Genomic DNA, 12,663 nt, shown 5'->3' on the forward strand with positions numbered 1-12,663 from the left:
TCAGTCGGGCGCCCCGGTCACCACACAGCGCGTGCGGCTGAAGATCGTCGGCATGCACTGGTTGCAGTGCGTACACGCCGAATGCACGGTATGCGCGGCGCCGTCGGCGGCGATCCGGGTGATCAGATCGGGCTCGGCCAGCAGCGCCCGGCCCATCGCGACGAACTGGAATCCCTCGGCCATCGCCAGGTCCATCGTCTCCCGGTTGGTGATGCCGCCGAGCAGAACCAGCGGCATCGACAGCTCGGCGCGGAACCGCCTGGCGTCATCCAGCAGGTATGCCTCCTGGTAGGGATATTCGCGCAGGAACTTCGTGCCCATCGCTCGTACGCCCCACCGCATCGGGCGATGAAATGCCTTGGCGAATTCCTTGACTGGCGCGTCGCCGCGAAACAGGTACATCGGGTTGACCAGCGAGCTGCCAGCGGTGAGTTCGATGGCATCCAGGCCGCCGTCCTCCTCAAGCCACTTGGCGGTCTGCAGCGATTCTTCGATCGGGATGCCGCGGCGTGCACCGTCGGTCATGTTGAGTTTGGCCGTTACAGCGATCGGGGTGCCCTGATTCGCCACCTGGTCGCGCACCGCCAGCACGATGTTGCGCGCTACCTTGGCGCGGTTCTCCAGCGAGCCGCCGAACTCGTCAGTGCGCTTGTTGATCAATGGACTGAGGAAAGAGCTGGCGAAGTAGTTATGGCCCAGGTGAACCTCGACCGCATCGAATCCGGCCTCGATCGCGAAACGGGCCGCCGCGGCATGGTCTTTGATCACCCTGTCGATGTCCGCACGCGCGGCCATTCTGGAAAATTTGAGCGCGGCGGGGTTGAACTGCCGCATGGGCGCCAGCGCCCTGCCTCGATAGGTGCGGACATGTGCGATTGGACCGGCGTGTCCGATCTGTGCACTGGCGGCCGCGCCTTCGGCGTGGACGGCCTCGGTCAGCTTGCGCAGGCCCGGTATTGCCTCTGGTCGCCACCAGATCTGCTCGAATTCGGGGCGCCCGTCCGGTGACACCGCCAAGAAGGCGACGGTGGTCATGCCCACCCCGCCCGCGGCGGGCAAGCGGTGGTACTCGATCAGGTCGTCGGTGACCAGCGCGTCGGGCGTGCGGGCTTCGAACGTCGCCGCTTTGATGATCCGGTTGCGCAACGTGATCGGACCGAGCTTGGCGGGGCTGAAGATGTCCGGTGTCTCGGGCATGACAGGAGCCTAACTCCGCGGGCGTGCCAGACTGTTCGGCGTGGGCGCAATCACGCTGGACGGCAAGGCCACCCGGGACGAGATCTTCATCGACCTGAAGCAACGGGTGTCGGCGCTGACCGGATCGGGCCGCACCCCCGGACTGGGGACCATCCTGGTCGGCGAGGACCCCGGCTCGCAGGCCTACGTCCGCGGTAAGCACGCCGACTGCGCCAAGGTGGGCATCACCTCGATTCGCCGCGACCTGCCCGCCGACATCTCCACGGCCACGCTCAACGACACCATCGACGAACTGAACGCCAATCCCGAGTGCACCGGTTACATCGTGCAGTTGCCGTTGCCCAAGCACTTGGACGAGAACGCGGCTCTCGAGCGCGTCGACCCGGACAAGGACGCCGACGGCCTGCACCCGACGAACCTCGGCAGACTGGTTCTCAACACGCCGGCGGCATTGCCGTGCACCCCACGCGGCATCGTGCACCTGCTGCGGCGCTACGACGTCGAGATCGCCGGTGCGCATGTGGTCGTCATCGGCCGCGGTGTGACGGTGGGCCGCCCGCTGGGGCTGCTGCTCACCCGCCGCTCCGAGAACGCCACTGTGACGTTGTGCCACACCAAGACTCGCGACTTGCCCGCGCTCACCAGACAGGCCGACATCATCGTGGCCGCCGTTGGTGTGCCGCACCTACTGACGGCCGACATGGTGCGTCCCGGCGCTGCGGTCGTCGACGTGGGTGTCAGCCGGGTGGACGGCAAGCTCGCCGGCGACGTGCATCCGGACGTGTGGGACGTCGCGGGTCACGTGTCGCCGAATCCGGGCGGTGTCGGCCCGCTGACCCGGGCGTTTCTGCTGACCAACGTCGTCGAGTTGGCCGAACGCCAGTGAGTCTGCGGTCGATGGCCAAGGCCCAGTGGCCGATTCTGCTCGTGGGGCTGATCTTCGTCACGGCTCTTGCCCTGGTGGGCGCCAACTTCTGGCGCCGCGGCGCGCTGTTGATCGGCATCGGGGTCGGGGTGGCCGCGGTGCTGCGGCTGGTGCTGACCGACGGGGGAGCCGGCTTGCTGGTGGTGCGCAGCAAGGGCACCGACTTCCTCACCACGGCGTCGGTTGGTGCGGCGATGGTCTATATCGCGTGGACGATCGACCCGCTGGGCACCGGCTAGCCGCGTTTGCCTACAGCCCTGGCAGCCCTGGCATGCCGGGGATTTGCGGCAGGTTGGGCATGTGGCCGTTGGCCACGTCGGCCATCATGCTCGGGCAGTACATCGAAATGGCGATTTTGGTGAACATGTCGGCCATTCCGGGGGACATGCCATTGCCCCTGACCCGCGCGGCGGCCGCGGCGAAGTTCCCGCCGGGCTCGGCAAGCATCGGGCAGATCGACTGACCCATCGTCACCGCGCTGCCCGGGTCGCCGTAGTTGACACCGGCGTTGCCAAGCGCGCCGATGAACGAGTCGTCGATCGGGCTGGCGTCGGCCGGAGCCGCGAATATTGCTGCTGCGCTGAGGATTCCGGCCGCGGCGGCGAACAGACGAATGGTCACGGGTTGTGAACGGAAGGTCCAGATCCATCCTCGAGCTCTAGCCGCTGCCTTCATGCAAGCTCCCATCGGTCCTCGGAGTGCACTTGAGACACTCTAATCACTCTAGGAACCTTGATCTATAACTGTCACATTTACAACACGTTCGGGTAAAGGTTTGCGCTCTATGCGTGTCGGGGCGGCGCGGCGTTAGGTCAGTGTTGCCCGCACACACACCGTGACGTACGGCAGTGCAAGGCCGTTCGTGTTCGCCAGCGCCGGATGGGTGGCCAACAACTCGCGCACCTGGTCGAGCGTTCGGACGCGGACCTCGGTCGGCGAGGTGATGCAGTAGCTGCGGGAGGCCACCAGGTCGATAAGTGCTTGTGGAGTCAGATAATTCGTCCACTCGACCTGATAGCGCTCCACCGCGCTGAACGGCGCGGGCAGGGTCAGCTCCGTGCGACCCGAGTCGCCGTCGCTCCCGATGATGTGCCCCAGCTCGCGGACCCATCCCAGTCGTTCGTCGCGGGTGTTCCACACCAAACCCAGTCGCCCGCCGGGCCGCAGCACGCGGGCAACCTCGGGAATTGCCCGCTCCGGATCGACCCAGTGCCACGCCTGGGCGACCAGCACCGCGTCGACGCTGTTGTCCTGCAACGGAATCTCTTCCGCGGTGCCCAGCAGCGTCACGGTCTGGGGAAGCGAGGCGCGCAGCACTTCCAGCATCTCGGGAATCGGGTCGACGGCCACCACGTCCAAGCCGCGCTCGACCAGCCGGGTGGTCAGCTTCCCGGTGCCAGCCCCCAGGTCGAGCACGTTGCGGGCACCTTTGGGCAACAGCCAGTCGATCGCCTGCGGAGGATACGACGGGCGACCCCGCTCGTAGGCAGCCGCCGCCGAGCCGAAGGACAGGGAGCGGTCGTGCCAGCAGCGGGTCACCGTGCGGAGTCCCGACACGCGCCTTCGGCCAATTTCAATGTCTGGCGGATCATTTCGTTGACCGTCTCGGTTTCCACCAGGAAGCTGTCGTGCCCGTAGGGGGAGTCGATGACCTGCAATCCGGTGCAGCCCGGCATCAACTCGGCCAATTCCTCCTGCAACCTCAGCGGGTAGAGCCGGTCGGAGGTGATGCCACCGACCACGACTGGTACCGGGCAGCCGCGCAGCGCCGCGGCCACCCCACCACGCCCGCGGCCGACGTCATGGCAGGTCATCGCCTCGGTCAAAGCCACATAGCTGCCGGCATCAAATCGGCTCAACAGCTTTTCGCCCTGGTATTCCAGGTAGCTTTGCACTGCGAAGCGGCCGCCGGACGTCGGGTCCTCGTCGCCCTGGCTGTCGTTGGCGAACCGGGTGTCGAGTTCCTCCTCGCCACGGTAGCTCAGGTGCGCGAAACGTCGTGCGATTTTCAGGCCCTCATCGGGACGGCGCCCGGTGCCGTAATAGTCGCCGCCCTGCCAGTTCGGGTCGGCCTTGATGCCCGCGAGCTGGGTGGTCACGTGGCCGATCAGGTCGGCGGTGGAACGCGCACTGACCGCCAGCAGCAGCCCCGCCCGAACTCGGTCCGGGTGACCGACGATCCATTCCAAAGCCCTTGCGCCGCCCATTGATCCGCCGACGATGGCGGCAACCTGATCGATACCTAGTGTGGCCAGCGCGGCGATGTCGGCCTCCACGCTGTCGCGCATCGTTATCACCGGGAACCTCGAGCCCCACGGCTTTCCGTCGCGGGCCAGCGAGCTGGGCCCGGTCGAGCCGCGGCAGCCGCCGAGCATGTTGGTGGCTACCGCACACCAGCGGTCGGTGTCGATCGGCGCTCCCGGGCCGGCCACCCCGTCCCACCAGCCAGGCGTCGGATGCCCCGGTCCGGCGGGCCCGGTGATGTGCGAATCCCCGGTGAGTGCGTGCATTACCACCACCACGTTGTCGCGCGCGGGCGACAACTCGCCCCAGCGCTGCACGGCGATACTGACGTCGTCGATGACGGCGCCGTTCTCCAGCTTCAGCGAGCCGATGTCGACCAAGCCGATTTCGCCTTCTGCAGGCAGTGTTGCACTGGGATCGTCGGAAATCGACATGTCAGAACTCGTCACAATGCCACCATTGCCTTCGGTCACCACTCGAGCGGATGGGACGGACGGCCACGCTCATGCGCAGCAGCCGCGGAGCTGAACGACATCGCCTTGGACGTCATGGACACGTGCCTCGTTCTCGACCATTTCGAGAGTCTTGCTGATCAATTCGCCGACCGCCTCGGTTTCCACCAGAAAGCCATCGTGCCCGTAGCTGGACTCGACCACCTGCAGGCTAGTGCAGCCCGGCAGCAGCTCGGCCAATTCCTCCTGCAACCGCAGCGGGTACAGCCGATCGGAGGTGATACCACCGACCACGACGGGTACCGGACATCCGCTCAGCGCCTTGCGCACCCCGCCGCGCCCGCGGCCGACGTCATGGCTGTTCAGCGCCTCGGTCAGCACCACGTAGCTGCCGGCGTCAAAGCGGTCCACCAGCTTGTCGCTGAGGTATTCCAGGTAGCTCTGCACCGCGTATCGGCCGCCATTTGCCGGGTCTTCGCCGCTCTGGCTGTCGTTGCCGAACCGGTCGTCGAGTTCGACCTCGCCGCGGTAGGTGAGGTGCGCGAAACTCCGGGCGATCTTCAGACCGGTGTCGGGCGCCGTGCCAGTCCCGTGGTAATCGCCGCCCTGCCAGTTCGGATCGGCCTTGATGGTCGCGATCTGAGTGGTCTGGGTTCCGATCTGGTTGGCGGTGGCGCGCGCACCGACAGCTAGCAGTAGCGCGGCCCCAACGGTGTCCGGGTGGCTGACTATCCATTCCAAAGCCCTTGCGCCGCCCATGGATCCGCCGACGACGGCGGCAACCTGATCGATTCCCAGTCCGGCCAGCGCGGCGACATCGGCTTCCACCTGGTCCCGCACCGAAATCTGGGGAAACCTGGAACCCCACGGCTTTCCGTCCCAGGCAAGCGAACTCGGCCCGGTAGAACCATCGCAACCGCCCAGCACATTGGTGGCGATCGCACACCAGCGGTTGGTGTCGATCGGCGCCCCCGGGCCGGCCACCCCGTCCCACCAGCCGGGCGTCCGATGTCCGGGTCCGGCCGGGCCGGTGATGTGCGAATCGCCGGTGAGGGCGTGTAACACCACCACCACGTTGTCACGCGCGGGTGACAACTCGCCCCAGCGCTGTACGGCGATACTCACGTCGTCGAGGACCACGCCGCTTTCCAGGCTCAGCGAGCCGATGTCAACCACGCCGATCTCACCCTCGGCGGGCAGCGTCTGGTTGGGCAATTCGGAGATCGTCATGTCCGCGGTCCTCAGACGGCCGCCACCGAATGCGATTCGCCACTGAACTTCCTAGCTGCGGCGAATCCGAGGTCCAGGTCGGCGATGATGTCGTCGATCCCCTCGATGCCGACCGCCAGCCGCACCAGCCCGGGGCTGACGCCGGTGCTCAACTGCTCCTCGGGGCTCAGCTGGGCGTGGGTGGTCGATGCCGGGTGGATCACCAGCGAACGCACGTCACCGATGTTGGCGACGTGACTGTGCAGCTGCAGCGCGTTCACGAACGCCTTGCCGGCGTCTGCACCACCGGCCAGCTCGAAGGCCAGGACAGCGCCGGTTCCCTTGGGCGCCAACTTCTTTCCCAGCTCGTACCACGGAGAGCTGGGCAGCCCCGCGTAATTGACCGACAGCACGCTGTCGTGGGCCTCCACGTATTCGGCGACGCGCTGCGCATTGGCGACGTGACGCTCCATGCGCAGACTCAACGTCTCCAGGCCCTGGGCCACCAGGAACGCGTTGAACGGCGACGCCGCCGATCCCAGGTCGCGCAGCAGTTGCACCCGGGCTTTGAGCGCGAAGGCCGGCGGTCCCAGCTCGGCGAACACGACTCCGTGGTAGCTCGGGTCGGGTGTGGTGAACCCGGGGAAGCGGCCCTGCGTCCAGTCGAAGGTGCCGCCGTCGACGATCACCCCGGCGATCGCGGAGCCGTGGCCTCCCAGGTACTTGGTGGCCGAGTGCACCACGATGTCGGCGCCCTGGGTGAAGGGCTGGATCAGGTAGGGCGTGGCGATGGTGTTGTCGACGATCAGCGGCACCCCGTTGCGGTGTGCGACTTCCGACACGCCCGGGGTGTCCAGTACGTCGATCTGCGGGTTGGAGATGGTCTCGGCAAAGAAAGCCTTGGTGTTGGGCTGCACCGCCGCCTGCCACGAGTCCAGATTGTCGGGGTCGTCGACGAAGCTGACCGCGATGCCGAGCTTGGCCAGCGAATAGTGGAAGAGGTTGTAGGTTCCGCCGTACAGGCGCGGGCTGGAGACGATGTGATCGCCGGCGCCGGCCAGGTTGAGGATGGCGAAGGTCTCGGCGGCCTGTCCGGAGCTCAGGAACAGCGCCGCCACGCCGCCCTCCAGAGCGGCGATGCGTTGCTCGACGACGTCGGTGGTCGGGTTGCCGATCCGGGTGTAGATGTTGCCCGGCACCTCGAGCCCGAAGAGCGCGGCGGCGTGCGCGACGTTCTCAAAGGTGTACGACGTGGTCTGGTAGATCGGCAGGGCGCGGGCATTGGTCGCAGCGTCGGGTCGCTGGCCCACGTGAACCTGCTTGGTCTCGAAAGACCAATGCGCGCTCGGATCGGTGTCGATGCTGTCGGTGCTCATCTACGGACGCTTTCTGCTCGGAAACGGGCTGGCAAAACGGCTTGGCAAGGGCTCGGCGGCGGCCATCACGCGACAGGGCATTCGGCAGACAGAGCCGATTGGAGTGAGTGGATGCGCATAACCGTTCCCTGTCAGCTCAAGGGGCCCGTTATGGCGGACCCGCGCTTGCCGCGTAGCCGGTTGGGCTACTCAACCTGGTCATCACCCGGGGCACCCCACCGCGGTTGGAGGGTTGCCGGCCAGCAAGCCGGGGCTTGACGCTGGCGCTCATGACCGACCTGCAGCCTATCGCATGGCGGCGAGTCGATGCCAACTCGCACGTACGCTGGCGTCAAGGGCGACCGCTCGCCAAGCTCACCCGGCCGGGAGGACTCGACAAGGTGTCCAAGGAACCCAAGATCAAAGTCAAAGGGACGGTGGTAGAGCTCGACGGTGACGAGATGACCCGCGTCATCTGGAAGCTCATCAAAGAGATGCTCATCCTTCCGCACCTCGACATCGAACTGGACTACTACGACCTGGGCATCGAGCACCGCGATCGCACCAACGACCAGGTGACCATCGATGCGGCCTATGCCATCAAGAAACACGGCGTAGGCGTCAAGTGCGCGACGATCACGCCCGACGAGGCCCGCGTGCAGGAGTTCAACCTGAAGAAGATGTGGTCGTCGCCCAACGGGACCATCCGAAACATCCTGGGCGGCACCATTTTCCGGGAACCGATACTGATCTCGAATGTGCCGCGGCTGGTTCCGGGCTGGACCAAGCCGATTGTCATCGGCCGCCACGCTTTTGGCGATCAGTACCGGGCGACGAACTTCAAGGTCGACCAGCCGGGCACCGTCTCGATCACCTTCACTCCCGCCGACGGCAGCGACCCGATCGTGCACGAAATGGTGTCCATTCCCGAAGACGGCGGAGTCGTGATGGGGATGTACAACTTCACCGAATCCATCCGCGACTTCGCGCGTGCGACGTTCTCCTATGGCCTGCACGCGAAATGGCCGGTGTACCTATCCACCAAGAACACCATCCTCAAGGCCTACGACGGCATGTTCAAAGACGAGTTCGAGCGCATCTACACCGAGGAGTTCAAGGAGCGGTTCGAAGCCGAAGGGCTGACCTACGAGCATCGGCTGATCGACGACATGGTCGCCGCCTGCCTCAAATGGGAGGGCGGCTACGTGTGGGCATGCAAGAACTACGACGGGGACGTCCAGTCCGACACCGTCGCGCAGGGCTACGGCAGCCTGGGCCTGATGACGTCGGTGCTGATGACCGCCGACGGTCGGACCGTCGAGGCGGAAGCCGCCCACGGCACCGTCACCCGGCATTTCCGGCAGTACCAGCAGGGCAAACCGACCTCGACCAACCCGATCGCCTCGATCTTCGCCTGGACACGGGGGCTGCAACATCGCGGCAAGCTGGACCAGACGCCGGAGGTGAACGAGTTCGCCGAAACGCTGGAAGATGTGGTCGTCGGCACGGTCGAGGGCGGGAAGATGACCAAGGACCTCGCCCTGTTGATCGGCGCCGATCAGGAGTGGCAGAACAGCGAGGACTTTCTCGAATCCCTCGCCGACAACCTGCAGAAGGCGCTGGTCGATCAGCGCTAACAGACAGCGCGGGCGAGCTTCTAGCTAGCCGGCGGATCGATCACCCGGGCCGGCTTCGTGCATTCCTCGAGGAACTCGGTAATGACCTCGGTGACGCGTCCGGGCGCCTCGAACATCGGTACGTGCCCGACGTTGTCGAGCTCGATGACCCGATAGCCCTCCGGCAAGTTGGTGGTGAAATGCCGGGTGAACCTGGGGGATGGGACGACGCGGTCCTTTTCGCACATCACCAGTTGCGTGGGCACCGAGATACGCGCGAGCTCACGAAGGCCCGGCAGCAGCGTTGCCTTGACCAGTAATTGCAGGTAGGCGGGGCAGTGTGCGACGTCCTCGATGCAGCCGACCAGATCGGCGTGACTGACCGCGTCCGGTGATGCACTGAGCGCGTAGGTGGCCAACCGACGGCTGAACGGCAGGCTCAAGACCCGCTCGCCGAACAACCAGGCGAGCGCCAGCACCGGAACGCCAACGATGAACTTGGCGATCACCTCGAACTTGGCCGGAGTCCACCGCGTCCAACCGCCCGCCGGGGCAATGCCGGTGACGCTGCGTGCCCGCCCGCGGCACGCCAGCTCGAATGCGACCCAGCCGCCCAGCGAGTTGCCGACGATGTGGGCGGTCTTCCACCCCAGTTCGTCCATCTGGCGCTCGACGTGGTCGGCCAGCACCTCCGAGGACAGAAAGTATGTGCCGGCCCGCGGCCCTCCGTTGTGGCCGGCCATCGTGGGCGCGAACACTTCGTACCGGCCGGTGTCGGCCAATTGCTGAGCTACCGTGTCCCACACCCGCTGGGACAGCAGGAACGGGTGTAGCAGCAGGACCGGTTCCGCGGATCCGTCTGTGGGACCCAAGTGAATCGGCTCGCGAGGCGTCATGCTCATGATGCCGACACTAAATGCGGTACCGCCGGTATCGCAAGCGCCTCCGCCGGTCGTAGGGGCGGGTGGTCTGATGCCGTGAAAAGATCGACGGCATCATGAGCACCCCAACCGGATCCGGCCGGATCTTATCCGGCGTCCAGCCCACGTCCGATTCGCTTCACCTAGGCAACGCGCTGGGCGCAGTCATGCAGTGGGTGCCGCTGCAGGACAACCACGACGCGTTCTTCTGCGTGGTGGACCTGCATGCCATCACCATCCCGCAGGATCCGGAGGCGTTGCGGCGCCGCACGCTGGTCACCGCCGCCCAGTATCTGGCGCTGGGTATCGATCCGGCACGTAGCACCGTTTTCGTGCAGAGCCACGTACCCGCGCACACTCAGCTGGCGTGGGTGCTCGGCTGCTTCACCGGTTTCGGGCAGGCGTCGCGGATGACGCAGTTCAAAGACAAGTCGACGCGGCAGGGCAGCGACTCCACCACCGTCGGGTTGTTCACCTATCCAGTGCTGCAAGCGGCCGACGTGCTGGCCTACGACACCGACCTGGTTCCGGTAGGGGAGGACCAGCGCCAGCACCTCGAGCTGGCGCGCGATGTCGCCCAACGGTTCAACAGCCGGTTCCCGGACACCTTCGTGGTCCCGGATGTGTTCGTGCAAAAGGTCACCGCCAAGATCTACGACCTGCAGGACCCGACGTCGAAGATGAGCAAGTCGGCGAGCACCGACGCCGGACTCATCAACCTGCTCGACGATCCGGCGTTGTCCGCCAAGAAGATTCGTTCAGCGGTGACCGATAGTGAACGCGAGATCCGCTACGACCCGGACGCCAAGCCGGGCGTGTCCAACCTGTTGAGCATCCAGTCCGCGCTCACCGGCGCCGACATCGACACCCTGGTCGACGGCTACGCGGGTCGCGGCTATGGCGACCTGAAGAAGGACACTGCCGAGGCGGTGGTGGAATTCGTGCGCCCGGTGAAGGCCCGAGTCGACGAATTGACCGCCGATCCCGCCGAATTGGAGGCGGTGCTGGCGGCCGGCGCGCAGCGCGCCGACGAGGTAGCCAGCAAAACCGTTCAGCGGGTTTACGATCGGTTAGGTTTCCTTCCGCGGCGGGAATAGGTGGACCATGGACGAGCCGGCTGAGCAGGGCAAGCCGGGAATCTTCGATCGGCTCCGGACCCGCTACCAATGGCTGGACCATGTGGTGCGCGCCTACCAGCGCTTCGACGAACGCAACGGCAGCTTCTTCGCGGCCGCCCTCACGTACTACTCGATCTTCGCCTTATTACCGCTGCTGATGGTCAGTTTCGCCGGCGTGGGGTTCCTGCTGGCGAGCCGGCCGGATCTGCGGAGCTCGTTCGAGCACCACATCTGGTCCTCGGTTTCCAGTCAGCTGGGGCAGCAGCTGGTCAACGGGATGAATTCGGCCATCCGGGCGCGCACGTCGGTTGGGGTGATCGGCCTGGCCACCGCGGCCTGGGCCGGGCTCGGGTGGATGTCCCGGTTGCGCGCCGCGCTGACCGAGATGTGGTATGAGCATCGCGTCGACTCACCGGGGTACGTGCGCAACAAGCTTTCCGACCTGTCAGCGATGGTGGGAACGTTCGTGGTCATGCTCGCGACCATCGGACTCTCCGCGCTGAGCCACGCCCAGCCGATGGCCGCGGTATTGAGATGGGTTGGCATACCCGAGTATTCGGTGTTCGACTCAATCTTCAGATTGGCTTCGTTCGCGATGTCGATGCTGATCTCATGGCTGCTGTTCACCTGGATGATTGCCCGGTTGCCGCGCGAGAAGGTCAGCCTCGTCGCCTCGATGCGGGCCGGGTTGCTCGCGGCAGTGGGGTTCGAAGTGTTCAAGCAGCTGGGGTCGATCTACTTGCGAGCGGTCACCGGCAGCGCGGCGGGCCGGGTGTTCGGACCGGTTCTGGGTCTCATGGTATTCGCTTATATCACCGGGTATCTCGTCTTGTTCGCCACGGCCTGGGCGGCGACGGCATCGGTCGATCCGCGGGCCAAGCCCGTGGATCCTCCGCCACCGGCGATCATCGCGCCTCGCGTGCAGTTCGACGAGGGCCTCAGCACGCGTCAGACGGTAGCCGCGGTTGCCGTGGGAGCCGTTGGAGCGCTTACGCTTTCGCGCCTGATGCACTGGCGGCGTTAACTGGTCAGTTCTCCACTGTGATACGCAGCCGCGGCTTGTGGCGGTCGCGGGGTGCGGCGACACGATCCCACACCGCGTCGACCATCGGCTGTAACAGAAGTTCACCCATCTGCCGCACCAACACGCCTAGGATCTGGGCAGATTCGGTGCGTTTGGTGGAGGTCAGTCCGGAGCCGCGCAGCGCAGCGACTTCGCGTCGAGTCAGGTCGACGAGCATGTCGAGGAGTTGGAGCCGATCCTCGGAGGGCTCCAAAAACGTGCGCCGCACGTAGTTGACGACGGGTGGGTTGTCATGCAGCATGCGAGCGACCGCTTTGTCGCGCGACGCCGCGACGTGTGGGGCACTGCCCTTCGCCGGTACTTCGGCGATCGCATGAGCGAAATAGTCCACCACCAACTGGTCGACGGCTTCGCGTAACCCGGCCTTGGTCTTGAAGTGATGCTGCACCAATCCCAAAGTAACGTCAGCCTCGGCAGCTATGTCGCGCAACGAGATTCGATCCTCACCGTATTGCGCATACAGATCCAGCGCGGCGTTTCGGATCCGCGCCTTGGCCGTCAGGTCTTCATTGGTGGCCCGTGGGTTGAGCACGCGTCCTCCTG

At 65.7% G+C, this 12,663-nt stretch carries 13 protein-coding genes and 1 riboswitch; of the genes, 5 read left to right on the plus strand and 8 right to left on the minus strand.

The window, feature by feature from the left end:
- Positions 1 to 1,197, minus strand: a complete 1,197-nt coding sequence (locus A9W99_RS21070) for an NADH:flavin oxidoreductase (protein ID WP_067382737.1) — start codon at positions 1,195 to 1,197, stop codon at positions 1 to 3.
- Positions 1,198 to 1,237: 40 nt separating this feature from the next.
- Here A9W99_RS21070 and A9W99_RS21075 point away from each other — a divergent pair, with 40 nt between their 5' ends.
- Both A9W99_RS21075 and A9W99_RS21080 read left to right on the plus strand, forming a co-directional pair.
- Positions 1,238 to 2,083 carry a bifunctional methylenetetrahydrofolate dehydrogenase/methenyltetrahydrofolate cyclohydrolase gene (locus A9W99_RS21075; protein WP_067382740.1) on the plus strand — a complete coding sequence of 282 codons (846 nt, stop codon included), beginning with the start codon at positions 1,238 to 1,240 and terminating at the stop codon, positions 2,081 to 2,083.
- Positions 2,084 to 2,094: 11 nt separating this feature from the next.
- Positions 2,095 to 2,361: a DUF3017 domain-containing protein gene (locus tag A9W99_RS21080; RefSeq protein WP_172828924.1), complete on the plus strand. Its 267-nt coding sequence runs from the start codon at positions 2,095 to 2,097 to the stop codon at positions 2,359 to 2,361.
- Positions 2,362 to 2,371: 10 nt separating this feature from the next.
- Here A9W99_RS21080 and A9W99_RS21085 read toward each other — a convergent pair whose 3' ends face one another.
- The 5 genes from A9W99_RS21085 to A9W99_RS21105 all read right to left on the minus strand — a co-directional run bounded on the left by A9W99_RS21085 (position 2,372) and on the right by A9W99_RS21105 (position 7,403).
- Positions 2,372 to 2,797, minus strand: a complete 426-nt coding sequence (locus A9W99_RS21085; RefSeq protein ID WP_082930135.1) for a DUF732 domain-containing protein — start codon at positions 2,795 to 2,797, stop codon at positions 2,372 to 2,374.
- Positions 2,798 to 2,929: 132 nt separating this feature from the next.
- Positions 2,930 to 3,661 (minus strand): class I SAM-dependent methyltransferase, encoded by a 732-nt coding sequence (locus A9W99_RS21090; protein WP_067382748.1) that lies wholly within the window; start codon positions 3,659 to 3,661, stop codon positions 2,930 to 2,932.
- The gene (locus tag A9W99_RS21095) at positions 3,658 to 4,800 is read right to left on the minus strand and encodes a homoserine O-acetyltransferase (RefSeq protein WP_067382751.1); all 1,143 of its coding nucleotides are present in this window, start codon (positions 4,798 to 4,800) and stop codon (positions 3,658 to 3,660) included. The genes A9W99_RS21090 and A9W99_RS21095 overlap by 4 nt, the downstream gene beginning before the upstream one ends.
- Before the next feature lie 69 nt (positions 4,801 to 4,869).
- On the minus strand, positions 4,870 to 6,048 hold the full coding sequence (locus A9W99_RS21100; RefSeq protein ID WP_067382754.1) for a homoserine O-acetyltransferase: 1,179 nt from the start codon (positions 6,046 to 6,048) through the stop codon (positions 4,870 to 4,872).
- An 11-nt stretch (positions 6,049 to 6,059) separates the two neighbouring features.
- The gene (locus tag A9W99_RS21105) at positions 6,060 to 7,403 is read right to left on the minus strand and encodes a bifunctional o-acetylhomoserine/o-acetylserine sulfhydrylase (protein ID WP_067382758.1); all 1,344 of its coding nucleotides are present in this window, start codon (positions 7,401 to 7,403) and stop codon (positions 6,060 to 6,062) included.
- Positions 7,404 to 7,559: 156 nt separating this feature from the next.
- A riboswitch (SAM riboswitch) is annotated at positions 7,560 to 7,678 on the minus strand.
- 105 nt (positions 7,679 to 7,783) lie between these two features.
- Here A9W99_RS21105 and A9W99_RS21110 point away from each other — a divergent pair.
- On the plus strand, positions 7,784 to 9,019 hold the full coding sequence (locus A9W99_RS21110; RefSeq protein ID WP_067382836.1) for an NADP-dependent isocitrate dehydrogenase: 1,236 nt from the start codon (positions 7,784 to 7,786) through the stop codon (positions 9,017 to 9,019).
- 20 nt (positions 9,020 to 9,039) lie between these two features.
- Here A9W99_RS21110 and A9W99_RS21115 read toward each other — a convergent pair whose 3' ends face one another.
- Positions 9,040 to 9,894, minus strand: coding sequence for an alpha/beta fold hydrolase (locus tag A9W99_RS21115; RefSeq protein ID WP_156623219.1), 855 nt, complete (start codon positions 9,892 to 9,894; stop codon positions 9,040 to 9,042).
- Positions 9,895 to 9,995: 101 nt separating this feature from the next.
- Here A9W99_RS21115 and trpS point away from each other — a divergent pair, with 101 nt between their 5' ends.
- Both trpS and yhjD read left to right on the plus strand, forming a co-directional pair.
- Positions 9,996 to 11,015, plus strand: coding sequence for a tryptophan--tRNA ligase (trpS, locus tag A9W99_RS21120; RefSeq protein WP_067382760.1), 1,020 nt, complete (start codon positions 9,996 to 9,998; stop codon positions 11,013 to 11,015).
- Between the two features lie 7 nt (positions 11,016 to 11,022).
- Positions 11,023 to 12,060 carry an inner membrane protein YhjD gene (yhjD, locus tag A9W99_RS21125; RefSeq protein WP_067382763.1) on the plus strand — a complete coding sequence of 346 codons (1,038 nt, stop codon included), beginning with the start codon at positions 11,023 to 11,025 and terminating at the stop codon, positions 12,058 to 12,060.
- Positions 12,061 to 12,064: 4 nt separating this feature from the next.
- Here the strand turns inward: yhjD and A9W99_RS21130 are convergent, their stop codons facing one another.
- The gene (locus A9W99_RS21130; protein WP_067382766.1) at positions 12,065 to 12,652 is read right to left on the minus strand and encodes a TetR/AcrR family transcriptional regulator; all 588 of its coding nucleotides are present in this window, start codon (positions 12,650 to 12,652) and stop codon (positions 12,065 to 12,067) included.
- Between the last annotated feature and the right edge of the window lie 11 nt (positions 12,653 to 12,663).

Origin of the sequence: Mycobacterium sp. 1164966.3, from assembly GCF_001665395.1 — a bacterium.
Lineage (GTDB): Bacteria > Actinomycetota > Actinomycetes > Mycobacteriales > Mycobacteriaceae > Mycobacterium.